Origin of the sequence: Micromonospora sp. NPDC051227, assembly GCF_044455385.1 — a bacterium.
Taxonomy (GTDB): Bacteria; Actinomycetota; Actinomycetes; order Mycobacteriales; family Micromonosporaceae; genus Micromonospora.
Genome location: NZ_JBITET010000011.1, coordinates 130,303 through 155,293, shown reverse-complemented (window position 1 = coordinate 155,293; position 24,991 = coordinate 130,303). Strand labels below are relative to the sequence as shown.

At 72.4% G+C, this 24,991-nt stretch carries 22 protein-coding genes; 11 read left to right on the top strand and 11 right to left on the bottom strand.

The window, feature by feature from the left end; translation table 11 throughout:
- Positions 1-3: 3 nt before the first annotated feature.
- The 7 genes from ACIA47_RS24680 to ACIA47_RS24650 all read right to left on the bottom strand — a co-directional run bounded on the left by ACIA47_RS24680 (position 4) and on the right by ACIA47_RS24650 (position 8,707).
- Entirely contained in the window at positions 4-666 is a 663-nt protein-coding gene (locus ACIA47_RS24680) for a lysophospholipid acyltransferase family protein (RefSeq protein WP_396710911.1), read from the bottom strand.
- 20 nt (positions 667-686) lie between these two features.
- Positions 687-1,271 carry a TetR/AcrR family transcriptional regulator gene (locus tag ACIA47_RS24675; RefSeq protein ID WP_396710910.1) on the bottom strand — a complete coding sequence of 195 codons (585 nt, stop codon included), beginning with the start codon at positions 1,269-1,271 and terminating at the stop codon, positions 687-689.
- Between the two features lie 501 nt (positions 1,272-1,772).
- A complete protein-coding gene (locus tag ACIA47_RS24670; protein WP_396710964.1) occupies positions 1,773-3,431 on the bottom strand; it encodes a putative bifunctional diguanylate cyclase/phosphodiesterase in 1,659 nt (552 codons plus the stop codon).
- Between the two features lie 79 nt (positions 3,432-3,510).
- The gene (locus ACIA47_RS24665) at positions 3,511-4,320 is read right to left on the bottom strand and encodes an SAM-dependent methyltransferase (RefSeq protein ID WP_203121876.1); all 810 of its coding nucleotides are present in this window, start codon (positions 4,318-4,320) and stop codon (positions 3,511-3,513) included.
- A 190-nt stretch (positions 4,321-4,510) separates the two neighbouring features.
- The gene (locus tag ACIA47_RS24660) at positions 4,511-5,179 is read right to left on the bottom strand and encodes a response regulator transcription factor (RefSeq protein WP_030337723.1); all 669 of its coding nucleotides are present in this window, start codon (positions 5,177-5,179) and stop codon (positions 4,511-4,513) included.
- A 7-nt stretch (positions 5,180-5,186) separates the two neighbouring features.
- Positions 5,187-6,878: a GAF domain-containing sensor histidine kinase gene (locus ACIA47_RS24655; RefSeq protein ID WP_396710909.1), complete on the bottom strand. Its 1,692-nt coding sequence runs from the start codon at positions 6,876-6,878 to the stop codon at positions 5,187-5,189.
- A 14-nt stretch (positions 6,879-6,892) separates the two neighbouring features.
- The gene (locus ACIA47_RS24650; RefSeq protein WP_396710908.1) at positions 6,893-8,707 is read right to left on the bottom strand and encodes an AMP-dependent synthetase/ligase; all 1,815 of its coding nucleotides are present in this window, start codon (positions 8,705-8,707) and stop codon (positions 6,893-6,895) included.
- A 118-nt stretch (positions 8,708-8,825) separates the two neighbouring features.
- On the opposite strand from ACIA47_RS24650, the gene ACIA47_RS24645 reads away from it, so the two are divergent.
- From ACIA47_RS24645 to ACIA47_RS24620, 6 genes are all read left to right on the top strand, one after another.
- On the top strand, positions 8,826-9,281 hold the full coding sequence (locus ACIA47_RS24645) for an SRPBCC family protein (protein WP_091407559.1): 456 nt from the start codon (positions 8,826-8,828) through the stop codon (positions 9,279-9,281).
- A gap of 31 nt (positions 9,282-9,312) precedes the next feature.
- Complete coding sequence (locus ACIA47_RS24640) at positions 9,313-10,005, top strand: hypothetical protein (RefSeq protein ID WP_396710907.1); 693 nt, start codon at positions 9,313-9,315, stop codon at positions 10,003-10,005.
- Positions 10,006-10,081: 76 nt separating this feature from the next.
- A complete protein-coding gene (locus ACIA47_RS24635) occupies positions 10,082-11,029 on the top strand; it encodes an ROK family glucokinase (protein ID WP_112699716.1) in 948 nt (315 codons plus the stop codon).
- Between the two features lie 11 nt (positions 11,030-11,040).
- The gene (locus ACIA47_RS24630) at positions 11,041-11,733 is read left to right on the top strand and encodes an endonuclease/exonuclease/phosphatase family protein (RefSeq protein ID WP_396710906.1); all 693 of its coding nucleotides are present in this window, start codon (positions 11,041-11,043) and stop codon (positions 11,731-11,733) included.
- Between the two features lie 117 nt (positions 11,734-11,850).
- On the top strand, positions 11,851-13,257 hold the full coding sequence (locus ACIA47_RS24625) for an NAD(P)-binding domain-containing protein (protein ID WP_203121886.1): 1,407 nt from the start codon (positions 11,851-11,853) through the stop codon (positions 13,255-13,257).
- A complete protein-coding gene (locus ACIA47_RS24620) occupies positions 13,254-14,072 on the top strand; it encodes an alpha/beta hydrolase (RefSeq protein WP_396710905.1) in 819 nt (272 codons plus the stop codon). The genes ACIA47_RS24625 and ACIA47_RS24620 overlap by 4 nt, the downstream gene beginning before the upstream one ends.
- 19 nt (positions 14,073-14,091) lie before the next feature.
- Here the strand turns inward: ACIA47_RS24620 and ACIA47_RS24615 are convergent, their stop codons facing one another.
- Together ACIA47_RS24615 and ACIA47_RS24610 are read right to left on the bottom strand one after the other, a co-directional pair.
- On the bottom strand, positions 14,092-15,588 hold the full coding sequence (locus ACIA47_RS24615; RefSeq protein WP_396710963.1) for a trehalose-6-phosphate synthase: 1,497 nt from the start codon (positions 15,586-15,588) through the stop codon (positions 14,092-14,094).
- Positions 15,589-15,747: 159 nt separating this feature from the next.
- Positions 15,748-16,599 (bottom strand): DUF308 domain-containing protein, encoded by an 852-nt coding sequence (locus ACIA47_RS24610; protein ID WP_112582789.1) that lies wholly within the window; start codon positions 16,597-16,599, stop codon positions 15,748-15,750.
- 322 nt (positions 16,600-16,921) lie between these two features.
- Between ACIA47_RS24610 and ACIA47_RS24605 the strand changes: the two genes are divergently transcribed.
- Entirely contained in the window at positions 16,922-17,614 is a 693-nt protein-coding gene (locus ACIA47_RS24605; protein ID WP_124861116.1) for a 1-acyl-sn-glycerol-3-phosphate acyltransferase, read from the top strand.
- A gap of 28 nt (positions 17,615-17,642) precedes the next feature.
- On the opposite strand, the gene ACIA47_RS24600 is transcribed toward ACIA47_RS24605, so the two are convergent.
- A complete protein-coding gene (locus ACIA47_RS24600) occupies positions 17,643-21,152 on the bottom strand; it encodes an AAA family ATPase (RefSeq protein WP_396710904.1) in 3,510 nt (1,169 codons plus the stop codon).
- Here ACIA47_RS24600 and ACIA47_RS24595 point away from each other — a divergent pair.
- On the top strand, positions 21,133-21,528 hold the full coding sequence (locus tag ACIA47_RS24595) for a hypothetical protein (RefSeq protein WP_396710903.1): 396 nt from the start codon (positions 21,133-21,135) through the stop codon (positions 21,526-21,528). The two genes, ACIA47_RS24600 and ACIA47_RS24595, sit on opposite strands and share 20 nt — an antisense overlap.
- Positions 21,529-21,713: 185 nt before the next feature.
- Here ACIA47_RS24595 and ACIA47_RS24590 read toward each other — a convergent pair whose 3' ends face one another.
- On the bottom strand, positions 21,714-22,406 hold the full coding sequence (locus ACIA47_RS24590) for a Crp/Fnr family transcriptional regulator (RefSeq protein ID WP_091407574.1): 693 nt from the start codon (positions 22,404-22,406) through the stop codon (positions 21,714-21,716).
- 269 nt (positions 22,407-22,675) lie between these two features.
- On the opposite strand from ACIA47_RS24590, the gene ACIA47_RS24585 reads away from it, so the two are divergent.
- The 3 genes from ACIA47_RS24585 to ACIA47_RS24575 all read left to right on the top strand — a co-directional run bounded on the left by ACIA47_RS24585 (position 22,676) and on the right by ACIA47_RS24575 (position 24,946).
- Positions 22,676-23,173: a polyadenylate-specific 3'-exoribonuclease AS gene (locus tag ACIA47_RS24585; RefSeq protein ID WP_396710962.1), complete on the top strand. Its 498-nt coding sequence runs from the start codon at positions 22,676-22,678 to the stop codon at positions 23,171-23,173.
- A 78-nt stretch (positions 23,174-23,251) separates the two neighbouring features.
- Positions 23,252-23,755: a pyridoxamine 5'-phosphate oxidase family protein gene (locus tag ACIA47_RS24580; protein ID WP_203121892.1), complete on the top strand. Its 504-nt coding sequence runs from the start codon at positions 23,252-23,254 to the stop codon at positions 23,753-23,755.
- 162 nt (positions 23,756-23,917) lie between these two features.
- Entirely contained in the window at positions 23,918-24,946 is a 1,029-nt protein-coding gene (locus ACIA47_RS24575; RefSeq protein WP_091408060.1) for a 6-phosphofructokinase, read from the top strand.
- Positions 24,947-24,991 lie beyond the last annotated feature (45 nt).

Sequence of the window (24,991 nt, the reverse complement as noted above, 5' to 3'; positions counted from 1 at the left end):
CGTTCAGCTCTCCCGGGTGGGCGCGTAGCGGGGCACGTACTCCTGGCCGGTGAGCTGCTGGATCGCCGCCATCACCTCGTCGGTGACCGTTCGGATGTCACGCGGCCCGTTGATCCGCCCGGCGACCGGGATCGGCGGGCCGAACCGCAGGGTGATCGGGTGTCGACGGGGCAGCCGCGCGTCGACCGGCAGCACCTCGGCGGTGCCGAGCACGCCGACCGGGATGATCGGCACTCCGGCGTCGCGGGCCAGCCGGGTCATCCCGACCCGGCCCCGGTAGAGCCGCCCGTCCGGGGAGCGGGTGCCCTCCGGGTAGACGGCGACCAGGCCGCCGGCGCGCAGCACCGGGACGGCAGCGTCGAGGGCGCGCAGGGCGGCCCGGCCGTCGGAGCGGTCGACCGGGATGGCGCCCATGCCGGCAACGATCCGCCGGTTGAGCCAGCCGCCCGGACCCCGGCCGTTGAAGTACTCGACCTTCGCCCAGAAGGTGACGTGTCGGGGCGTCGAGGTGACGAGAAACAACTCGTCGGCTACGGACAGGTGATTGCCGGCGAGGATCGCCCCGCCGTGGCGGGGCAGATGCTCCAGCCCTTCCACCCGGGGCTGCCAGCCAAACCGCAGCACGGTGCCGACGGTCAGCTTGGTGACGTCGTACAGCAGGGGCACGTGTCCTCCGAGGTCGGGTTTCAGGCGGGCGCCGGGCCGAGGTGGGCGTCCAAGGCGGCGCGCAGCAGGGCGTCGTCGTCGGCGGCGCCGGTGGCCAGCGGCAGGCTGCCCCAGGCCCAGAGTTGGGCGATGCCGTGCAGGTTCGCCCAGAGCGCGCCGGCCAGCACCGCCGCGGGCGCGTCGGTGGGCCGGCGCGCCTGCGCCACCAGGTCGGCCAGCACGGCGAACAGCGGCAGGCTCGTCTCGCGTAGCCGAAGTCGGCCGCTGTCCAGCAGGTCGTGGCGGAACATCAGCTCGAACATGCCGCGGTGGGCCGCCGCGAAGTCCAGGTACGTCCGGGCCAACGCTGTCAATCGGGTACGCGGGTCCGGATCGACGTCGCGCAACGTTCGCTCGACCCGGGCGGTGAGGTCGGCGAAGCCCTCCCGGGCGATGGCGGAGAGCAGGTCGACGTGGGTGGGAAAGTAGCGGCGCGGTGCGCCGTGCGAGACCCCGGCACGCCGGGCGATCTCCCGCAGCGACACCGCCGACTGGCCCTCGCGCAGCACCAGGTCCACCCCGGTGGCTACCAGTCGCGCCCGCAGCCCCGTCTCGTCCGCGTCCATGGACACTGTTTACCAGTGCGTCGTAGACGGTGTCTACTTTCGGCGCGAGGTCTCTCCGGCCGCAATCTGCCGCTCGCCAGCCGCCGCGTCGTCCAGCCCGCTCGTCCCGCTCGTCCACCTCGTGGAGGGGGTTGCTCAACCGCCGATCACGTGTCGCGGCATGCCGGGCACGCCAGGATCAGCGTGATGCCTGTGCGTCATCAAGATGCCGCACAGGCATCACGCTCGACGGACAGACCCGACCCAGGCTCATCCCGTTGCCGCCGTTGCCGCCGTTGCCGGTGGTCGGGGTGCCGATTGACCGGCGCGGGCGGGCGCCGAAGGCCGGACTGCGTGTGCCGGGGCGGATGTGCCGGGAGTGCAGCGGGGTCGGCGTCTGACCGCGGCCGGGCGCAGGCGCTTCCGGGGGCGTGTGGACGGGCCGGGCGCAGGCGCTTCCGGGGGCGTGTGGACGGGCCGGGGTGTGAAGCGGGTCAGGGTGGGTGGTCGGGCCGGGGAGGTTCAGCGGATGCGGGCCAGGATGCGATCGGCGGGGGCCGGGCGGCCGAAGTGCCAGCCCTGGGCTGCGTCGCAGCCGATCGCCCGTAGCCGCTCGGCCTGCCCGGCGGTCTCCACCCCTTCGGCGGTGACGGTCAGGTCCAGCGCGTGCGCCAGCGAGACCAGGGAGGCGAGGATCCGCTCGTCGGTGCGGCCGACGGACGGCGAGCGTAGGCCGGCCACGAACTCCCCGGCCACCTTCAGTTCGGTCACCGGCAGGTCCCGCAGGTACGCCAGGTTGCTGTAGCCGGTGCCGAAGTCGTCGATGGCGATGCGCACCCCGAGGTCGGCAAGGACCCGCAGGGCGCGGACCGGCTCCTCGGCGGTGCTCATCATCGTGCTCTCGGTGATCTCCAGTTGGAGCCGCTCCGGTGGCAGGCCGGTCTGCCGCAGCAGCGCACGGACCTCCTGCACCAACCCGGGCCGGTGCACCTGCCGTACCGCAAGGTTGACGCTGACGAAGGGCGCGGCGGCACCCCCGGCCGACCAGGCCTCGGCCTCGCGGCACGCCTCGGCCAACACCCAACCGCCCAGCTGGACGATCAGGCCGGTCTCCTCGGCCAACCCGATGAAGCTGTCCGGGCGCAGCACCCCCAACTCGGGGTGCCGCCAGCGGACCAGCGCCTCCACGCCGACCAGGCTGCCGTCGCGTAGTGAGGTCAGCGGCTGGTAGTCGAGGTAGAACTCGCCCCGCTCCAACGCCGCCGGGATGGCCGCGGAGAGCGCGTAGCGGGCCAGTTCACGTTGGTTGCGTTCGGCGTCGTAGAGCGACCAGCGCGCCCCACCGGCGGACTTCGCCCAGTGCAGTGTGCTGTCGGCGGCCCGCATCAGGTCCGTGGGGTTGGCCCCGGCCACCTGGCGCTCGACGATGCCGATGCTCGCCGAGATCTGCAGCTCGTGCCCGTCGACCAGGGCCGGTGTGCGTACCGCGGCGAGCGCGGTCTCGGCCACCGCCACCATGTCGTCGGTGCCGGCGGTGTGTTCCACAAGGATGACGAACTCGTCGCCGCCGAGCCGGGCCACCAGGTGCTCACCCATGGCCTTGCGCAGCCGCTCGGCCACCGTGGCCAGCAGCAGGTCACCGATCTGGTGCCCCAGCGTGTCGTTGACCACCTTGAAGCGGTCCAGGTCCAGGAAGCACACCCCGACCCGCTGCGCGCCCCGGCCCGGCTCGTTGAGCGCCGCGGCGAGCCGCTCGGTGAACAGCGTCCGGTTGGGCAGGCCGGTGAGCGGGTCGTGGGTGGCCTGATGCCGGAACCGGGCCTCGCTGGCCCGCAGCGCCCGCTCGGCCTGGGTGCGGGCCCGCATGGCGGCGCGGCGTATCGACTCCTGCTCGTCGAGCGTCCGGTCGCGCAGCGCGCGGGCGTAGCCGGTGGCCACGGCCGCCAGCAGCCGGGCCATCCGGTCCTCGACGTCCTCGGCCACCAAGCCCAGGTCGCGCACCAGGCGGAGCTGGATGACCTCGACGGTACGACCCAGCCCCTCGGCGGAAGCGATGTGCGCGGCGACCAACTCGGCGCCGACCCGGTGCCCGGCACGCAGGTCGAACGGCTCGGTGAGCAACGCCCCGGCCAGTTGCCCGGTGAGCCGGTCCAGCAGGGACTCCAACTGGGCCTGGGTCATCGGTAGGTAGCTGGTGCCGGAGACCGCCTTCGCCCAGGCCCGGGCGAACGTCCCCGGGCAGGGGGTCGCCCCGGGCGACTCAGTCACCGAGGCGCCCGACGCCGCCCATGAAGACCGCGCGCTCGGCGTCCTCCGCGCTCTCCGGAGTGTCCGGTCGCCACTCGGGTACCCAGACGACGCCGGGGTCGAGCAGCTCGAAGCCGTCGAAGAGCGCGGTCAGCTCGGCACGGCTGCGCACCCACAGCGGGTTGTCGGTGCGCCGGTAGACCCGCTCCGCCTCGGCGCGTTCGTCCTCGCTGCGCCCGTCGTCGCTGGCCTGTGACAGCACCAGGTAGCTGCCGGGCGCCAACGCGTCCCGCAGCGTCCCCAGTAGCTCCGCCGGCCGGTCGTCGTCGGAGACGAAGTGCAGGACGGCCACGACCATCACGGCCACCGGTTGGCTCAGGTCGAGCAGCCTGCGGACGTCCGGATGGGCCAGGATCGCCTCCGGGTTACGCAGGTCCTCCTGCACCACCGCGGCCTGCTCGTTGCCGGCGAGGATCTCGCGGCTGTGCGCCACCGCCACCGGGTCGACGTCCACATAGACCACTCGCGACTGCGGGTCGAGCTGCTGGGCGATCTCGTGCACGTTGCCGACGGTCGGGATGCCCGAACCGATGTCCAGGAATTGCCGGATCCCGGCGTCGGCGAGGTGGTGCACGGCCCGGCGCAGGAACGCCCGGTTGGCCTGGGCCATCAACGGCGCCTCGGGCACCGCGGCGACCATCGCCTGCGCCGCGGCCCGGTCGGCGGCGAAGTTGTGTGAGCCGCCGAGGTAGTAGTCGTACATCCGCGCGACGCTCGGGCGCTCGATGTCGATGGTGTCGGGTGCCCAGTCCGGCCGCTGCATGCGTTTCACCCCTCGAATCCGCGACGCGAGCATCGTCGCCCGCGCGGGTATTGTGCACCCGCCACGCACGCCAGACCATAGCGCGCCGAAGGTTGCCCGCCGACGTCGGTCGATGCGCGACGGTCCGCGCCGGGGAGAAGCTGGCGCGGACCGTCGGTCGCGTCGTCCCGCTCGACGAGCGGGGGGCGGGTCAGAACTTCGGCGCGTCCGGTGCCTCGAGCAGGCCCAGCCGGAGCGCGGTCATCAGGGCCTGAGCCCGGTTGGCCGCGCCGAGCTTCTCGTAGAGCTTCGAGATGTGCGTCTTCGCCGTGGACTCGCTGACGAACAGCTGCTTGGCGATGCCCGCCACGCTCATCCCGTCGGCGAGCAGCCGCAGCACCTGCCCCTCCCGGGGAGACAACTGCGGGCCGGACGGGGCGAGCCGGCGCTTCATCGCCTCGGCAAGGTCGGCCGCGGTGAACGCGCTGGGGGAGGAGGCGGCGTGCCGTGCGGCTGCCACCACCTCGTCGGCCGGGGCGGTCTTCGGCACGAAGGCGCTCGCGCCGGCCTCCAGGGCGCCGAAGAGCTGGTCGTCGCCGGCGTACATGGTCAGCACCACGATGCCCATCGACGCGCTGGACTTACGCAGCGCTCGGGTGGCCTCCAGGCCGCTGCCGTCGGGCAGCCGCAGATCCATGATCACCACGTCCGGCTGCAAGGCGCCGGCCTGGCGTACCCCCTCCGCCGCCGTGGCCGCCTCACCGACGACCTCGAACTGGCGGTCGCGCTCGAAGGCGTGCCGCAAACCCTTGCGAATCAGGTCATGATCGTCGACAAGGAGGACCTTGGTACGGGTGGCCGGTATCGGACTTGTGGTCATCCTCGGGTTACTCCCCTTCTGGTGCTGCGCTGCCGCGCACGTTATCGCGCCGGGCCGAGGTGCCGAGAACCACCGCCACGGTCGTGCCGCTGGGTTGCCGCGGCCTGATCTCCAACCGGCCCCGGATACGTTCCGCCCTCTCGGCCATGATCGCAAGACCGTACCGCCCGTCCGGGCGCTGGTCAGCTATCCCGTGACCGTCATCCGACACTTCTATTTGCGCGTACGGGGGGTCCACCTCACACGTGACCCACAAATTCGACGCCCCAGCGTGCTTGCGCGCGTTGGTCACCGCCTCCTGCGCGATGCGCAGCAACTCGGCCTCGGTGGCGGCCGGCAACCTGGCGGTGGACTCGTCCAGCGAGAGGTGCACCCGCAGCCCGCCGGACGCACCCACGGTGCGCGCGTACTCGGCGATCGCCGCGGCCAACCCACCCTGCCGGTCCACCTCGCTGCGCAGCTCGAAGAGGCTCAGCCGCAACTCCTGGATCACCCGGGTCACCTCGCCACGCAGCGTACGCAGGGCCTCGGCGGTCTCGTCGGCGTCGTCGAAGACGGTGGCCAGGGCGTTGTCGATGCCGTAGCCGACCATCACCAGCTCCTGGGCCACCCCGTCGTGGATCTCCCGGGCCAGCCGCTGCCGCTCCTCGTTGGTGGCCAGCGAGCGCACCTCGTCGAAGAGCAGCGCCGCCTCCAGTCGCAGCGCGGCCGGGCGGGTCAGCGCGGTCACCCGGGATACCACCGGCGGCGGGTACGAGTGCGCGGCGTCGGCCTCCAGCACCACCAGCCCCACCGTGCGCACCCCGGCGACCAGCGGAATGATCAGCGCGGACACGTCGCCGCCGCGGTGCGAGCGGGACTGCGACCGGGCGGCCGTGGTGGCCTGCTGGGTGGCCCAGGCGTCGGCGATCGCCGAGTCCGCGTCCAGCGTCGTCTCCCAGTCCACCCGGTCGACGCCGGCCTGGGCGAGCACCACGAGGCGACCTCCGCCGCTGGCCGACAGCACCGCGCCCCGGTCCGCGCGGGCCACCGTGCGCAGCTCCTCCAGCAGGTGCTCGGAGATGCCGCCCGGGTCCAGGGTCGCCCCGGGCAGCTGCCGGGCCACCGTCCGCAGCTGGGTCAGGAGCCGGGTGGCCTCGGCGTACGGCTGGGGTTTGCCCTCACCGCGGACCGCCATCACCCGGTGCAGCGTGCCGGCGGCGTAGAGCCCCAGCGCCGCGAGGATCAGCCACTGCGCGCAGACCGCGAGGTAACCCAGCTGGCCGAGCTGGAGACCACCGTCGATCCGGGTCAGCGCGCCGCTGAGCAGCAGGGTGGCGGCGGTGACCACGAGCAGCCCGGCACCCTCCGGGAAGCGGCGGCGCAGCGCGGTGACGGTCACCGGGACCGCCAGGTAGGGCAGCACCGCCGACGCGCCCAGGCCGTCGACAGTGCCGCCGATGGACGCCACCGCGGCGACGTGGCTCGCGGCCAGCCCCAGCACCACCACCTCGGCCACCCGGCTCAGCGGGCCGACCAGCCGGTGCTGCGGTGCCAGCAGCGACGGCAGCCCGGCCACCGCCAGCAGCGCGATCCACCACAGCTGGGTGACGTCGCGGGTGGCGAACAGGGTCAGGATGGCGATCAGCGCCAGCATCACCACGCGGGCGGCCGCGGCGAGGGGATGCGGGTGCGGGGCGGTGGCTGTGGATGCGGGCACGTGACGGATGGTAGTCAGCCTCGGTAGATATCGGCGATCTCCGCCGCGTACGTCTTGTGGACAACCTGACGCTTGACCTTGAGCGACGGGGTCAGCTCGCCGGTCGCCTCGGTGAAGTCGTGGGGCAGGACCCGGAACACCTTGATCGCCTCGGCCTTCGATACGGCCTGGTTCGCGGCGTCGATCGCGGCCTGGATCTCCGTGCGGAGGCCCTCGTGCTCGCGCAGCTGCTCGACAGGGGTGTCGAGGGGCATCCCGGCGTTCTCCAGCCAGGTCGGCAGCGCCTCCTCGTCGACGGTGACCAGTGCCGCGATGAACGGTTTGGCGTCACCGACCACGACACACTGGCTGATCAACGGGTGCGCCCGGACCAGGTCCTCCAGCACCGCCGGGGCGACGTTCTTGCCGCCGGCGGTGACGATCAGCTCCTTCTTGCGGCCGGTGATGCTCAGGTAGCCGTCGGAGTCGAGCTGGCCCAGGTCGCCGGTGCGGAACCAGCCGTCGGCGCTGATCGTCTCGGCCGTCGCTGTCTCGTTGCGCCAGTAACCCTGGAAGATCAGCTCGCCGGAGATCAGGATCTCGCCGTCGTCCTCGATCCGCACTGTCACGCCGGGCAGCGGACGGCCGACGCTGCCCATCCGGGTGCCGCTGGGCAGGTTCGCGGCGGCGGCGGGCGAGGTCTCGGTGAGGCCGTAACCCTCCAGGACCGTCACGCCGACGCCCCGGAAGAAGTGGCCGAGCCGGGCGCCGAGTGGCGCGCCGCCGGAGATCGCGTCCCGGCACCGTCCGCCGAGCGCGGCGCGCAGCTTGCGGTAGACCAGCCGGTCGAAGACCACGTGCTGCGCGCGAAGCGCCAGGCCCGGGCCACCCGGGGTCTCCAGCGCCTCGCTGTACGCGATGGCGACCTGCTCGGCGCGGGCGAAGATGCCGCCCTTGCCGTCCGCCTCGGCCTTCTGCTTGGCGGCGTTGTAGACCTTCTCGAACACCCGGGGTACGGAGAGCACGAAGGTCGGCCGGAACGCTTGTAGCTCGGCGACCAGGTTCTTGGTGTCGGCGCAGTGCGCCATGGTGGCTCGCGCCTGCACGACGCCGATCTGGATGAGTCGGGCGAAGGCGTGCGCCAGCGGGAGGAAGAGCAGGGTGCTCGCGCCGGCGTTGAACAGGTTCGGCAGCACCGGCACCGCGTTGGCGATGTTGGCGTACATGTTGCGGTGGGTGAGCACGCAGCCCTTGGGTCGGCCGGTGGTGCCGCTGGTGTAGATGATGGTGGCCAGGTCGCCGGCGCGGACTGCCTTGCGCCGCCGCTCGACCTCGGCCAGCTCGACCGTGGCGCCGGTGGTGACCAGCTCGTCGACCCCGCCGCTGTCGATCTGCCAGACCTGGCCCAGCTCGGGCAGCCGGTGCCGGACACCGGCGATCAGGGCGGCGTGCGCCTCGCTCTCCACCACGACGGCGACCGCGTTGGAGTCCTCGAGGATCCACGCGGCCTGCTCGGCGCTGGACGTCTCGTAGATCGGCACGGTCACCGCGCCGACGGCCCAGATGGCGTAGTCGAGCAGCGTCCACTCGTAGCGGGTGCGGCTCATCAGCCCGACCCGGGCACCGGGCTCGATGCCGGCGGCGATCAGCCCGCGGGCCACGGCGGCCACCTCGTCGCGGAACTGGAGGCAGGTCACCTCGGTCCATTCGGTGACGGTGCCATCGGCGTGCGGGGTGGGTCGGGCGAACTGGACGGTGTCGGGCGCGACTTCGGCGTTGTCCCAGACCGGATCGGTGAGGTTGGCCGCGTCGCCAACGGTGACGATCGGCGGGACGGAGAACTCGCGCACCTGCACTCCTTCGTGCTCGCACTGGCTGGGCCGACCGCCGCCGTGGCGTCGGCATGTGTCGAAACCTACCCGGCGGGCGGTCGGGGTGAGACAACCAGGAGGCGGGTAGCCTCCCCCCATGGCGGACTCCTCCACCCAGTCGATCATTATCGGCGCCGCACCGGATCGGGTGACGGCGGTCATCTGCGACTTCGCGCGCTACCCGGAGTGGACCGACGCGGTGCGTCGCGCCGAGGTCGTCGAGGAGTACGAGGACGGCTACGCCAGTCAGGTGCATTTCACCATCGACGCCGGGGTGATGGCCGACGAGTACGTGCTCGCCTACGAGTACGCCGAGGACCTGTCCCGGATCGAGTGGCACCTGGTCGCCCCCTCGAAGATGCAGAAGGCCCAGCGTGGTTCGTACGACCTGGTGGGTAACCCGGACGGCAGCACGACGGTGACCTACACGCTGGAGGTCGACCTGTCGGTCGGCATGCTCGGAATGTTTCGGCGCAAAGCCGAGAAGATGATCATGGACACCGCGTTGAAGCAGCTCAAGCGCCGGGTAGAAGCAACCGGTGCGGCGCAGTGACGTGTCCGGTGGCACGGTAGAGGAGCCGACGGTGGGCGGAACGGATCCGGGTTCGGCCCGGGAAGAGGCGGAGCGGCTGGTTGCCACCCTGCTGGCGGGGGCGCGACTGGCCTCCGCCGGCTCGGCGGGCGGCGCGTTCGGCTCGTTGGGCGGGATGCTGTCCGGTGTCCTCGGTCACAGCGCGGGCCCGGCCGCCCGCTCCGGCACCGGTGGTGCTTTCGCCACCGGTTCGGCCGAATGCTGCGTCTGCCCGGTCTGTCGGGGCATCGCCGCGTTGCGGGACCCGAGTCCGGAATTCGCCGAACGGCTCGCAACCGGCGCCGGTGACCTCGCCGCGGGCGTCGCCAGCCTGCTCCGCGCGTTCTCCCCGCCGGAGCCGTCCGCGCCGAGCCCCACCGAGCCGACCACCACGCCCTCGCCGGCACCCGCCGCGAGCACCGAGGACGTCCTCCCCGAGCCACCCCCGAGCGCCCCGCCCACCGCTGGCGTCGACGACCACGTGTGGCGCGATGCCACCCGTACCGGGCATGATTCTCAGCCGGCGCCGGAGCGGGATGTCTGGTCGGTCGCCACCCGGACGGCGGACCCACTCGCCCCGGCCGCCGTACCACCCGTCGACGAGGCCGGGACGGCGACCGTACCGGCACCGACCACCCGTCCCGTGGTGCCCGCCTCGCGGGTGCCCGATGACGCCGACGCGGAAGCATCGGGCGACGGCGCCTGAGCGCGGGACCTTCCGACCCGGACCGGCACTGGGCCGGAACCTGGGCCGGACAGCACAGCAGAGGGGGGCGGTAGCGGTGACGCTGACCATCGGAGTCGACGTCGGTGGCACGAAGGTGGCCGGCGGTGTCGTGGACGACACCGGCACGGTCCTCGTGCAGACCCGACGGGATACTCCCGCCGATGACGTGGCCAAGACCCGCGACGTCATCATCGAGTTGGTCGGCGAGCTGGCTGCCGGGCGGACCATCGAGGCCGTCGGCATCGGCGCGGCCGGTTGGATCGACGCCGGCCGTTCGACTGTGCTCTTCGCTCCCAATCTGGCCTGGCGTGACGAACCGCTGCGCGAGTACGTCAGCGAGGCCGTCGGGCTGCCGGTGATCGTGGAGAACGACGGGAACGTCGCCGCGTGGGCCGAGTTCCGCTACGGCGCGGCCCGCGACGCCGACGACTCGATGATCATGTTCACCATCGGCACCGGTGTGGGCGGCGGCATCGTCCTCGGTGGCGACCTGATGCGCGGCGCGCACGGCATCGCCGCGGAGCTGGGCCACATGCTGGCCGTGCCGGACGGGCACCAGTGCGGCTGCGGCCGGCTGGGCTGCATCGAGCAGTACGCCAGCGGCAGCGCCCTGGTGCGGTTCGCCCGGGCCGGCGCCCGGCAGGAGCCCAACCGGGCCACCGCCCTGCTGAAGCTGGCCGGCGGTGAGGCCGAGGCGATCACCGGCCCGATGGTGACCGCCGCCGCGCAGGGTGGCGACCCGGTCTCCGCCGAGGCGTTCGCCCAGATCGGCCGGTGGCTGGGCACCAGCCTCGCCGACATGGCGCAGATCCTCGACCCGCAGACCCTGGTGGTCGGCGGCGGCGTGATCGACGCCGGTGACCTGCTGCTCGGTCCCACCCGTCGCTCGTACCTCGACGCGCTCGCCCAGCGTGGTCGCCTGCCGGTGGCCGAGGTGCTCCCGGCGGAGCTGGGCAACAGCGCCGGGGTGATCGGCGCCGCTGACCTGGCCCGTCGGATCTGAGGCGGTCCGGGATGGGCGTGCCGCTGCGCGTGGTGTCGTACAACATCCACAGCCAGCGCGACGACACCGCCGCGCTGGCGGCGGTGGTCCGGGCCGCGACGCCGGACGTGGTGATCGTGCAGGAGGGGCCGCGCCGGTTCCGGTGGCGGCAGAAGTCCGCCACGTTGGCCGAGTCGTTCGGTCTGGTGGTGGCCGCCGGTGGGCTGCCCGCCCTGGGCAACCTGCTCCTGACCAGCCTGCGGGTCCAGGTGCTGGGCACCCGCTGCCAGCGCTTCCCGCTGACGCCCGGCCGGCACCTGCGCGGCGCCGCGTACGCCGACTGCCGGGTCGGTGACGCCCGGTTCACCCTCGCCGGCTCGCACCTGTCCACCGACCCGGCCGAGCGGCCCTCCCAGGCCACCGAGTTCAAGCGTGGCCTGGACGCGGCGACCAGCCCGGTGCTGGCCGGGGCGGACCTCAACGAGGGTCCGGACGGGCCCGCCTGGGCCACCGTTTCACGCGGGTTGACCGACACGGCGGTGGCGGCCGACCGGGCCGAGCGGCTCACCTACTCCTGCGCCGACCCGCGCCGACGCATCGACGCGCTCTTCGTCGACCCGCGGATCACAGTGGTCGACTACGACGTGGTGGACACCCCGCAGACCCGCCGGGCCAGCGACCACTTCCCGGTCCTGGTCGACCTGCTGCTGCCCGCCGCCGACTGACCCCCGACCCCGGCTCGACAGTCGGCGCGTCCGGCTCAGGACTGGACATCCGGCCCGGTTGTGGAGAGGATTTCGCGGCGACCGGCACGCCTGCCGTACCAAAAGGAGATGTCCCCGGTGTCCACCTCCACCGACCACGGCCGGCCCGACCCGGAGGCGACCTCGCCCGCGGCGAACAGCGACGGCCGCCCGGTCTCCGACCGGGGCGACACCGTCTGCGTCATCGGGGCCGGGGCCAGTGGCCTGACGGCCATCAAGAACCTGCGTGAGCACGGGTTCGGCGTGGACTGCTACGAGCGGGAGACCGGCGTCGGCGGCGCCTGGAACTGGCGGCACGACCGCAGCCCGGTGTACGCCAGCACCCACCTGATCTCGTCGAAGCCGTTCACCCAGTTCCCCGACTTCCCGATGCCGGACTCCTGGCCGGACTACCCGCACCACGGTCAGCTGCTGTCCTACTTCGAGCGGTACGCCGACCACTTCGACCTGCGTTCGCACATCTGGTTCGGCACCGAGGTGATCCGGGTCGAGCCCGTCGAGGGGGACCGGTGGGACGTGACCACCCGCTCCACCGGCGGGTACGGCCCCGAACGCACCGCCCGGTACGCCGCCGTGGTGATCGCCAACGGCCACAACTGGTCGCCGAAGCTGCCTCGCTACGAGGGCCTCGAACAGTTCCGCGGCGAGATCATGCACGCCTCGTCCTACAAGGACCCGGCGCAGCTGCGCGGCAAGCGGGTGCTGGTGGTCGGTGCCGGCAACACCGGCTGCGACATCGCCGTCGAAGCCGCCCAGCAGGCGTCACGCTGCTGGCACTCCACCCGCCGGGGCTACTGGTACGCGCCGAAGTACGTGCTGGGCCGTCCCGCCGACCAGGTCAACGACAGCCTGTTGGCGCTGCGGGTGCCGCTACGGGTGCGGCAGTGGCTCTACCACTGGACGCTGCGGCTGACCGTCGGCGACCTGACCCGCTTCGGGCTGCCCAAGCCCGACCACCGGGTGTACGAGACACACCCGATCGCGAACAGTCAGCTCGTCTACTACGTGGGTCACGGCGCGATCGGCCCGGTGCCGGACGTCGCCCGGTTCCACCCGTACGCAGTGGAGTTGGCCGACGGCCGCGAGATCGACCCCGAGGTGGTCGTCTTCGCCACCGGTTACCTGCCGCGCTTCGAGTTCCTCGACGCGTCGGTGTTCGGCGACAGCGCGGGCGCGGGCCGGCCCACGCTGTGGCTCAACGCGTTCACGCCGGGGCATCCGACCCTGGCCGTCGCCGGCCTGCTGCAACCGGACTCCGGGCTGTTCACCCTGTCGCACTGGCAGACGGTGCTCTTCGCCCGGCTGCTACAGGCCCGTCGGGACCGGCCGGAACGGGCCACGGCGTTCGCGTCTCGGGTGCGGGACCGGGCGGGGGAGCGGTACTCCGGGCCGGTCAAGGACAGCAGCCGGCACTGGTTCGAGGTCGGGCACGCCGACTATCTGCGCGCCATCCAACGCGCCCTGGTCGAGCTGGAGGGCAAATGAGCGCGAGCGAGCTGCGGATCATGCGGGGCCGGGAGTGGTCCCGCCCGGTCCGGCCGGCCCGGCGGGAGGTGCTCAGCGCGGTCCCCGAGCTGGAGGAGGGGCGTCCGCCGCTGCTGTTCGTACCCGGCTTCGGGCACGGCGCGTGGGCGTTCGCCGAGCACTGGTTGGGTCACGTGGCGTCGCGGGGGTTCCCGGCGTACGCGGTGAGCCTGCGCGGGCACGGTGGCAGCGAGCCGGCGCCGGAGGCGACGCTGCGGGCGTACGCCCACGACGTGGTCCAGGTGGCCGCGAGCCTGCCGCGGCAGGCGGTGCTGGTGGGGCACGGCGCCGGGGCCCTGGTGGTGGCACACGCGTTGGCCCGCTACCCGGCGCGGGGCGCGGTGCTGGTCGCGCCGGTCTTCGGCGGCTGGGGAGTGCTGGGCGCGGCGTTGCGCCGCAACCCCGCGGGCACGTTGCCAGCGGTGTTCGGCGGGCCGTTGCGGCTCAACCGGGGGCAGCTGTTCAGCCGCGAGTTGCCCGACGAGGAGGCCCGGCGGTATGTCGGACGCCTCGGTCGGGCGGGTCGGCGGGCGCAGTGGGCGCTGCTGGGTGAGCCGGCGGCCGAGCCGGCCGTGGGCGCGCCCCCGGTGTTGGTGCTGGGCAGCCCGGACGACCGGGTGGTGCCGGCGTCGACGCTGACCCGGGTGGCCCGCCGGTACGGGTCGGCCCCGCTGCTCTTCCCCGGGATGGGCCACGACCTGATGCTTGACGCGCGGTGGGCGGAGCCGATCGACGCGATCCTGGACTGGCTGGAGAAGGAGCCGGTGGCGCACTGAGCGGCCAGGCCGCCGGCGGTCAGCCGCCGGCCTGCTGGACGGCCGGGCTGCCAGCCGGGGTGGCCGGCCGGGGCACCCGAGCGGCGCCGTCGGAGACGGTGTCGGTGCTGGTCAGGCGACTGATCAGGCCGCCGCCGTCGTCCAGGGCGCGCAGGTAGGAGCGGGCCCAGGCCCTGATGTCGTGCTGGTGCAGGTGGGCGCGCATGGCCCGCATCCGCTGGGTGGTGTCGGCCGGGTCGGCCCGCAGCGCCTCGCGCAGGCCCTGCTTGAGCCCTTCCAGGTCGTGCGGGTTGACCAGGTACGCCTGGGACAGCTCGGCGGCGGTGCCGGCGAACTCGCTGAGCAGCAGTGCGCCCGTGTCGTCGACCCGCGCGGCCACGTACTCCTTGGCGACCAGGTTCATCCCGTCGCGCAACGGGGTCACCGCCATCACGTCGGCGACCCGGTAGAGCGCGGCCAGTTCGGCCCGGTCGAAGGGCTGGGTGAGGTAGTGGATCGCCGGCTCACCGACCCGGCCGAACTCGCCGTTGATCCGGCCGACTTCGCGTTCGATGCGCTCGCGCAGGATCTGGTACTGGCCGACGCGTTCCCGGCTCGGCATGGCGACCTGCACCAGCACCGTGTCGTGGACCTTGACGTCGCCGCTGACGAGCAACTCGCTGTACGCCTTGAGGCGCTGCTCGATGCCCTTGGTGTAGTCCATCCGGTCCACGCTGAGGACGACCTGCCGGGGATCGCCGAGGTCCTGACGGAGCCGGTGGGCCCGGGCGGCCACGTCCGGACGGTCGGCGAGCGCGGCCATCTCGGCGGTGTCGATGGAGACCGGGAAGGCGCCGATGCGGACGACCCGGTCGTCGATGCCGATCCGCCGGTCGGTGGCCGGCAGCTCCAGCACCCGGGTCACCAACTGGGCGAAGTTGTGCGCCGCCTGCACCCGCTGGAAGCCGACCAGGTCGGCGCCGAGCATGCCGCGCAGCAACTCGGCCCGGCGGGGCAGTTGCATGAAGAGCTCCGGCGGCGGGAACGGCACGTGCAGGAAGAACCCGATGCGCAGGTCGGGGCGGAGCGCACGCAGCAGGCCGGGGACCAGTTGCAGGTGGTAGTCCTGCACCCAGACCACCCCGCCCGGTTCGGCCACCTCCGCGGTCGCCTCGGCGAAGCGCTGGTTGACCCGCTGGTACGCCTCCCACCAGCGGCGGTGGTGTTGCGGCTGCTCCACGGAGTCGTGGTAGAGCGGCCAGAGGGTGGCGTTGGCGAACCCCTCGTAGTGGTCGCGCAGGTCTTCCGGGCTGAGCGCGACGGTGTGCATCCGCACGCCGTCCACGTCCGGCAGGGCGGGGGCCGGACCGGTGCCACCGGCCCAGCCGACCCAGGTCGCCGGTGTGTGCCGCAGGAGCGGGTGCAGTGCGCTGACCAACCCGCCCGGGCTGCGCCGCCACTCGCAGGCCCCGTCGGGGGCCTGATTGTCGTCGATGGGGAGGCGGTTGGCCACCACCACGAGAGAACTCTGTCGCATCTCGGGCATTCCGATCAGCAGAGGACTGACCGCCGCGAGCAAGGGAAAACCGGTCAGTCAGCGGGGGAAGTGACGTACGGCGGTATTCCTACTGACAGTAAGTTACACCACTGTTACGCCAACGGCGGGGCGCTGCTGTCCCGGGATGCGGGCCGACCTTCAGACCACGGCGCCGTTGTCCGGGTCGTCCTCGTCCTCGTCGCCGGGGCGCAGCCGCCAGATCAGCGTGACGAAACCGGCCAGGATGCCGGTGAACCCGAACAGCGTGACCGCGGAGCGGTCGATCGGGAGCAGCCACGGAAAGAGGAACAGCACGAACCCGACGACGACCCCGAGCACGCCGATCACCGCGTACTTGCTGACCCGCGGCAGTGGCGGCGGAGGCGGCGGATGGTAACCCTCGTCGTCCTCGTCGTCGGGCAGGTCGGCGCCGAAGGTGTCCAACCCGTCCAGCAGCGACGGCTCGTCCGGTCGGGTGCCGCGCCCCACGGAGATCCCGGAGATGTCCGTCGCGGACGGCAGCCGGCGAACGTCGGTGGCGGTCGGACCGGGTTCGTCGGTGCCGGAGCGGGTCAGCGGCCCAGAGGTCGACTCGTCGCGGTTGTCCCGCTCGTCCACGTCCTCCGAGGCCGGCCACGGGTGGTCACCGGGCGTGGAGGTGGTGTGGAAGCCCGCCACGATCCGCGCCCACTCGGCGTCGATGTCCGGTTCGTCGCGAGCCGGCGGCTGCTCCGGAGCGGTCTCGTCGGCGAGCTGGGTCAGGTAGTCCCGGGCGGTGGTCAGGTGCGAGCGGTCGACGTAGAGCCGGTCGACCGGCCGGGCCGGCACGGTGGTGGTGCGGGTGACCGGGTTGAGGTCGGCGGAGGGCTGGAGGTAGGCGGCGATCCCACCGGCGGCCAACACGTCGAGCAGGTGCTCACCGACGCGCGGATCGACGTCGCCGACGACGGCGTACTCGTTCGCGTCGAGCCCGTTGTCCCGCCGTCCCCGGCGGGCCCCACCCGCTGACACCCGGACATCCCCCTTAACGCGCCTTCCGGCGCGGCCACCGCTGCCCTTCGGCGCCCGTCCGCACGCCGTGCTCTGAATCGTGACACGTCAGGGCATGGTTCCGGGAGTGCGTTGTGTCGCGTCTTCCAAAGTCACGGCTGCTCCCGCAGGTCGCGGCGCGGCTCCTTTGTCCGTTCTTGCGCGACAAGTGCGATCTCGGTGATCGCGGCCGGCGACGCCTCGGCCCCCGAACGTCGTCCGTTGTGGTGGGAGCGCTCGCTTCGTAGGCTCGTCGGCGACGACGGCTGGCGCTGTCGCGGGCACACCACGGGAAAGGACGCCGGTGCTCTACTGGCTGCTGAAGTACGTCATCCTCGGTCCGCTGCTCAAACTGATCTTCCGCCCGCAGGTGGAGGGCCTGCGCAACGTGCCGGCGACCGGCCCGGTGATCCTGGCGAGCAACCACCTTTCCTTCTCCGACTCGATCTTCACACCGTTGATCACCGCCCGGAAGGTCACCTTCGTCGCCAAGGCCGAGTACTTCACCGGCAAGGGGATCAAGGGCTGGCTGACCAAGATGTTCTTCGTCGGCACCGGCACGATTCCGGTGGACCGCTCCGGTGGCCGGGCCGCGCGCGCCGCCCTGGACACCCAGTTGCAGGTGCTGCGGGCCGGGGGAGTGGCCGGCATCTACCCCGAGGGCACCCGCTCCCCGGACGGGCGGCTCTACCGGGGCAAGACCGGGGTGGCCCGGCTCGCCCTGGAGAGCGGCGCGGTGGTGGTGCCGGTGGCGATGCTCAACGCCGACGAGATCCAGCCGCCGGGCAAGCTCATCCCCAGGATCGACCGGGTGAAGATCCGGTTCGGGGCGCCGCTGGACTTCTCCCGCTACGCCGGGCTGGCCGGCGACCGGTTCGTCGAGCGCGCGGTCACCGACGAGATCATGTACGAGTTGATGGAGCTCTCCGGTCGGGAGTACGTGGACGTCTACGCCCAGAAGCTCAAGCAGCCCGTCCCGACGCCGCTGGCCGCCTGAGCCACCGCCGGGCCGGCCCCGTCGGCGGTCAGGGCAGCTGGAGCAGGGCGGGGGCGTGGTGACGGGTGGCGAAGTTCTGCAGGCGGGCGCGGGTCGCCGCGGCGGCGGGTGGGTCGGTCTCGGCCAGCGGGCCGACAGCCAGCGCCAGCGTGATGATCTCGTCGGTCACGTCGGTCATCCGGGCGTAGCTCGCCGCCGCCGAGCGCAGCAGGTTCGCCGCTGTCGAGGCGTCCCCGGCGTGCCGGGCCAACGTGGCGTCGGCGACCTGACCGGCTGCGTGGGCCCACGGGGTCATCCGGGGCGCCCGGTCGAGCAGCTGCCGGACCAGCCGGGCCGCGTCCGCGCCGAGCACCCCGGCGACGTGCCCGACGGCCGGCACCCACTCCGCGAACGGAATCATCCGGGTCCGTTGCCAGTCCTCGTCCAGCTCGGTGAGCAGGGCCATCGCCTCGTCACGGCGGCCCTGCACCGCCCGGCAGAGGGCGGCGTGCGCCAGGGTGGAGCGCAGCACCCGGTGGAAACCGGTGCGCCGCGCGGCGACCAGCGCCTGCTCGACCAGATCCCCACCCGTTGCGGCCGGCCCCGCAGTTTCCTCGGGCCGGTCGGGGCCGACCAGCTCGGCGCCGGCCAGCCCGCGCATCCAACCCGAGACCGCCACGATGTGCAGGTCCCACTCGGCGGTCGGCCGTCGGGTCGACTCCGCCGCCATCGCCAGCGCCGCCGTCCAGTCAGCCGCGTAGTACGACCGCGCCCACTGGTCGGCGAAGCTGGTGGCCAGGCTGTGCTCACCGCCCAGGTCGAGGGTGAGCTGCTCGTCGACCAATCGGGCCGAGCCGGCCAGGTCGCCCTCCTCCTGCAACGCCCAGGCCAGGTTCTGCACCGCCCGGCGCCGACTGGTCAGCCGCTCCACCCGGCAGTGTTCGGTCACCTCCGCCAGCTCCGGGAACGCCGAGGCGGAGCCGGCCAGGTAGCGCGCCACGGCCAGGGTGATCCGCGCGTTGGCCTGGACCTCGCGCAGCTGGAGCCGCTCGGCGAGGGACGCCGCCGCCCGCGCTGCCGTGCACGCCGGCTCGGTCTCCGCGTTGAGCATGTGCACGCGGGCCAGCTCCAGCAGGGCGCTCGCCTTCTCCTGGCTGTCCGGTAGGTCGCCGTAGATGCCGATCGCCTGGTCCAGGCAGTGCAGGGTCGCCGACCGGTCGGCCCGACTCCAGGCGGCGGTGGCGAGCAGCGTCCAGGCGCGCGCCGCCCCCGTCCGGTCGCCGCTCGTGGTGAGCCACTCGGCCAGCCGGGTGAGGGTGTCCGTGCCCCCCGCCACCAGGAAGGCGTCCCCGTCCCGATAGAACGCCAGCTCGGCGTCGAACAGCTCCAGCGCCGGGTCCGGCCCGACGTCCAGGGCCAGCGCCCGGCCAACCAGCGCGGCGGCGGTGTCCAGCGCGTGCAGCTCGTACGCGCGGCGGGCCGCCCGGTGCAGCGCGGCCCGCGCCGACGGGGCGTAGGGAGCGGTGTCCAGCCCGACCGTCCGGGCGATCTCGTGGGCCGCCCAGCGATGGTTTGCGAGCACCTCGGCCAGGTCGTACTGCCGGCCGTCGGTGAGCTGTGCCATCCAGTCGGCGGTGCGTTGGTGGCGCAGCACCCGTTCGGCCCTGGGCAGCCGCTGGTAGCAGACGTCGCGCACCAGGATGTGCCGGAACCGGTACTCGGACTGACCGGGCATCGTCGACGTGCTCTGCTCGTACACCAGGTCGCGACGTTGCAGGCGGTCCAGCGCACGCTCCACCCACTCCACCGGCCGTCCCAACGCCATCGCCACCGGCGCGGCCCAGAACACCACGCCGACCACGGCGGCCGCCTGGAGCACCGCCCGGTCGGCCGGGTCCAGCAGGTCGAGCCGGTTGGCGATGACCGCCTGCACGGTGCGGGGCATCTCCGCGCCACCGTCGAGGTCGGGGTGGGCGGCCGAACCGACGGCGTCGAGCAGGCCGCCGTCCAGCAGCATCCGGGCGTACTCCTGGGCGTAGAGCGGGTTGCCGTCGGCGAACTCGATCAGCGGGGTGCGCGAGCTGGACGGCAGTGTCGCCTGCCCGAGGAGCAGCGAATAGAGCGTGTCGATGTCGGTGTCGTGCATCGGCGGCACCGAGATGGACATCGCGCCACTGATCGTGCCGGTCCAGGCCGGGTGCCGTTCCCGCAGCTCCGGCCGGGCGGTCGCGACGACCAGCAGCGGTACGCCGCGCGCTGACGCACCCAGCTGCTCGACGAAGGCGAGCATCGCCTGGTCCGCCCAGTGCATGTCCTCGAAGACCAGCACGGTCGGGCCCGCGGTCGCCAGGGCGAGCAGGAACCGCCGCCAGGCGGCCTCGGTCTCGCCGGGGGTGAGCCGCTCACCGGGTACGCCGATCAGCGGCCCGAGCGCCTCGGCCAGCCGGGTCGCGTGCGGGTCGGCGAGCTGCCCCAGCCGGGCCCGCAGCCGCTCGCGCAGCGCGGCCGGGTCGTCGACCTCGGGTACGCCCACCCAGGTCTTCACGATGTCCGACAGTGCGGCCCAGGTGACGTTCTCGCCGAACGGCGGGCACTGCCCGACGAGCCAGGTGATCGGCGGGCCGGGCATGCTGCCGGCGTGTCGGGCCAGTTCGCGCAGCAGCCGGCTCTTGCCCACACCGGCCGGGCCGAACACCGTCACCAACTGGGAGGTCCGCTCGGTCACCATCCGGTGCAGCGCGTTGACCAGCAGGCCGCGCTCGTGTTCCCGGTCCACCATCGGAGTCAGCTCGGCACCGCGCGGGTCCCGGTGCGGTCGCACCTGGACGGCCAGCCAGATCCGGCTCACCGCCGACCGGCCGCGCAGGGTGACCGATGGCTGGTCGGCGTACTCCATCTCGTGTCGGGTGGCCGACCAGGTGCTCTCGTCGACGACGACACCGCCCGGCGGGGCGAACCCCTGTAGGCGGGAGGCCGTGTTGACCACATCTCCGGTCACGAAGGCCTGCCCACCGTCGCGGGTGGCCGAGAGGTCGACCAGGGCCTCGCCGGTCGCGATGCCGACCCGGAAGCTCAGCGGCGGCTGCGGACCGGCGGGCTGGCGGGCCAGGTTCCGTTGCAGCTCCAGGCCGGCGCGGACGCACCGCAACGCGTCGTTGTCGGTGGCCACCGGCGCGCCGAACAGCGCCATCGCCGCGTCGCCGATGTACTTCTCGACCACCCCGCCGTACTGGTGCACGATCCGGCGCACCGTGGCGAAGTAGGTCTGCTGCAGACCGCGGGCCTGCTCCGGGTCGGCCCGCTCCGCGTAGCTGGTGAAGTCCACGATGTCGACGAAGAGGACGCTGACCTGGCGCCGGTCCTCCTGCACCGCGACGGCGTGGTCCCGCAGCGGTTGACCGCAGCTGGTGCAGAAGTTGACCTCGGTGCTGTTGGCATGCCCGCAGTGCGCACAGTTGACCCCGAGCGGCTGGCCACAGCCGCCGCAGAAGCGGTCGTCCGGCCCGGCCGCGCGTGCGCAGTGTCCACACTTGAGGTCGATGTTCAGCTCCGTGGGCAAGAGAGGTCAGTATCGCGGCTGGTCGGCCAGTCGGGTACCCGACGTGCGGACGGGCAACGGCATCGATTGGTCGGGGTTAGTGTTCCGTACCAGGAAGTTTCATGTCAGGGAGAGTGCCGTGCAGGTACGACTGTCCGCCTCGTGGACCGATCCGGGTGGCACGCTGTGGGCGCCGGGCGACACGATCGACGTCGATGCGGTCACTCTCGCCGAACTGGAGGAGCAGGGCATGGTGGAAGAGCCTGAGGGTCAGTCGGGCGGGTCGGGGGAGACCACGACCACCTCGTCGAGCACGTCCACGGCTGGTAAGCCGACCGATCCGAAGAAGATCGGGCCGGGGCCGGGTGCGCCGCCGGCTGACAGCACGGAGAACTGATCACCCGGGTGCGGTCGGCGGACCATCGGTCCACCGGCCGCACCTGTCTGTTCTGCATGTTCGCTGATGCCGGTTGCCAGTGGCGGCCGGCATCAGCCGTGGGTGCGGGTGGGTCGCTCGGCGAGCGGTGACGGACGTCCACACCGGAGGTCAGGTCGGTGACGAAACCGGTGCGGGCCGGTCGGTCAGCGGTCGGCCATGCCGGCCCGGCGGCGCAGCGCGGCCACGTCGGTCACCACGATCCGGCGGCCCTCGGTGCGCAGCCAGCCACGGCTGGCGAACGAGCCGATCGCCTGGTTGACGCTCTGCCGGGAACCACCGGCCATCTCGGCCAGTTGGCTCTGGTTGAGCTCGATCGTGATCATCGGTGCCTGGCTCTCGCCGGCCAACCGCACCAGCGTCTTGGCCACCCGACCGGGCAGGTCGAGGAAGACGTGGTCGGCGTTCTGCTCGGTGAGCCGGCGGATCAGCCCGCCCAGTGAGCGCATCACCGCGTCCAGGATGCGGGGGTTGGAGTGCACCAATTCCATGAACGCGCCCCGAGAGAGCGCGAGCGCCGCGCAGTCCTCGATGGCCTCCGCCGAAGCGGACCGGGTGGACGCGTCGAGCAGGGAGACCTCACCGAGCACGTCCGGTGGACGGATAACCGACAGCACGGCCCGCTCGCCGGTGGGTGCGGTACGAAAGACCGCCACCGCGCCGCGGCGCAGCACGATCAAAGACTCGCCGGGGTCGTTCTCCACGAAGAGCAGTTGGCCCTTGCGATAGGTGCGCGGAACGGCGGCGGCGATGACACGCTGCCGCACCTCGGGCTCCAGCCCGGCGAACATCTCGACACCCGTGAGCGCGTCACCCGGCTCCGGCAGGCGAACCTCCACGGCCCAACCCCTCCCCCGGTCATGGACCACAACTCGCTCACCGGGCGAACCTGATGGGCCCCGACAAGGTGAACTGACACCGATTCGGCGTCCGGTAGCGGTACACATCAGATCATGACGGTCCGGTCGCTTGCTGTACACCCCTCGAAGCACTTCCGTGACCGTCACGAGCTGCGACGTGCAGTTCACGAGGTGTCGCCGTGGCTCGGCGGGCCTCCGGACGGGCCCCGCCGGGCGCGGCCGTACGGCGGTGGGCGAGGATGCCCGGAATGGTCTACCGCTACTTCTACGACTGCGAGTTCATCGAGGACGGCACGACAGTCGACCTCGTCTCGATCGGTGTCGTCGACGAGTACGGCCGCGAGTTCTACGCGGTCTCCACCGAGTTCGACGACTCCCGCGCCGTGCCCTGGGTCCGACGCAACGTGCTGGACAAGCTGCCCTCCCCGGCGGACCGGGCGTGGCGCTCGCGTGAGCGCATCCGCGACGACCTGTACGACTTCCTGGTGGAGCCGATCCGGAACCGGCCGGGGGAGCAGCTGGAGTTGTGGGCCTGGTTCGCCGCGTACGACCACGTGGTGCTCGCCCAGCTCTGGGGCGCGATGCCGGCGCTGCCCCGGGAGATCCCCCGCTACACCAAGGAGCTGCGGCAGCTCTGGGACGACCGGGGCCGGCCGCCCCTGCCGGACGCGGACGCGGCCCGGCACGACGCTCTGGTCGATGCCCGGCACAATCTGGCCCGCTGGCGGGCGATGACCGCCCGTTGAGTGGTGGCCGCGCCGCCGTAGGTTTGACCGGTTCTGTCCCGGGCAACGGTTCGACCAGCCGAGCCGAGGGAGATTGCCATGAGCGACCAGCCGAGCAGCGCCGCGGAGGCACGCGCCCGGGTCACCGGCCTGGCCCGGGCCGCGCGGATCTGCATGCTCACCACTACTGCCCTGGACGGGCGGCAGGTGAGTCGACCGATGGGGCTCCAGGAGGCCGAGTTCGACGGCGAGCTGTGGTTCTTCGCCTACGCCGACTCGGCCAAGGTCCGCCAGATCCGGGTGAACCCGGAGGTCAACGTCGCCTTCTCCGACCAGAAGCACAACGCGTGGGTGTCGATCTCCGGCACCGCCACCGAGGGGTTCGACCGGGCCCGGGCCGAGCAGCTGTGGAACCCGCTGCTCAAGGCGTGGTTCCCCGACGGGCTGGACACCTCCAATCTCACGCTGATCAAGGTGCACGCCAGCTCGGCCGAGTACTGGGACTCGCCGAACAGCACTGTGGTGAACCTGCTCGACTACGCGAGAGCCGCGGTCACCGGCCGGCCACCGACGGCCGGCGAAAACCACGAGGTGACCTACTGACCGGGGGTGGGTGCCCGGGGCGCGCTGTCGTCGTACTGGCGGGCCGACTACAGTTCGCAGTGACGGCCCGCCCCGGGCCGGCAACGGCGCCGATGGTCTGACCTGACACATACCCTGGGGCATATCGGGCTTTACCTGATGCTCCAGGAGGATGAGCGGATCATGCGTATCGGCGTGCTCACCGGCGGCGGCGACTGCCCCGGTCTCAACGCGGTCATCCGGGCGGTGGTCCGCAAGGGCGTCGCCACTTACGGTCACGAGTTCGTGGGCTTCCGGGACGGCTGGAAGGGCCCGCTCGAGGGTCTGTCCCGCCCGCTGGACATCGCCGACGTTCGCGGCATCCTGCCCCGCGGCGGCACCATCCTCGGCTCGTCCCGTACCAACCCGTTCAAGATCGAGAACGGCGTCGAGCGGATCAAGGACAACCTCGCCGCCCAGGGCGTGGACGCGCTGATCGCGATCGGCGGCGAGGACACCCTCGGCGTGGCCACCAAGCTCTACGAGCTGGGCGTGCACGTCGTCGGCGTGCCGAAGACGATCGACAACGACCTCGGCGCCACCGACTACACCTTCGGCTTCGACACCGCTGTCAACATCGCGATGGAGGCCATCGACCGGCTGCACACCACCGCGGAGAGCCACCACCGCACCCTGGTCGTCGAGGTGATGGGCCGGCACGCCGGCTGGATCGCCCTGCACGCCGGCCTGGCCGGCGGCGCCAACGTGATCCTGCTGCCCGAGCGTCAGTTCGACGTCGACCAGGTGGCCGGCTACGTCGAGAAGCGCTTCCAGCACCAGTACGCCCCGATCGTCGTGGTCGCCGAGGGCGCCCAGCCGCTCGACGGCCAGATGGTCCTCGCCAACCAGGAGCTCGACTCGTTCGGCCACGTCCGCCTCGGCGGCATCGGCCAGTGGCTCGCCGAGCAGCTGGAGGCCAAGACCGGCAAGGAGGCCCGCACCGTGGTGCTGGGCCACATCCAGCGCGGTGGCACCCCGACCGCCTTCGACCGGGTGCTCGCCACCCGCCTGGGCCTGCAGGCCATCGACGCCGTCAACGACGGCGACTGGGGCAAGATGGTCGCGATGCAGAGCACCGACATCGTCCGGGTGCCCCTCGCGGAGGCCACCCGCGAGCTGAAGACCGTGCCGCTGGAGCGGTACGCCGAGGCCGAGGTCTTCTTCGGCAGCTGATCGATCGTCGGCGGCGCGGCGGGCCTGCGGGTCCGCCGCGCCGCG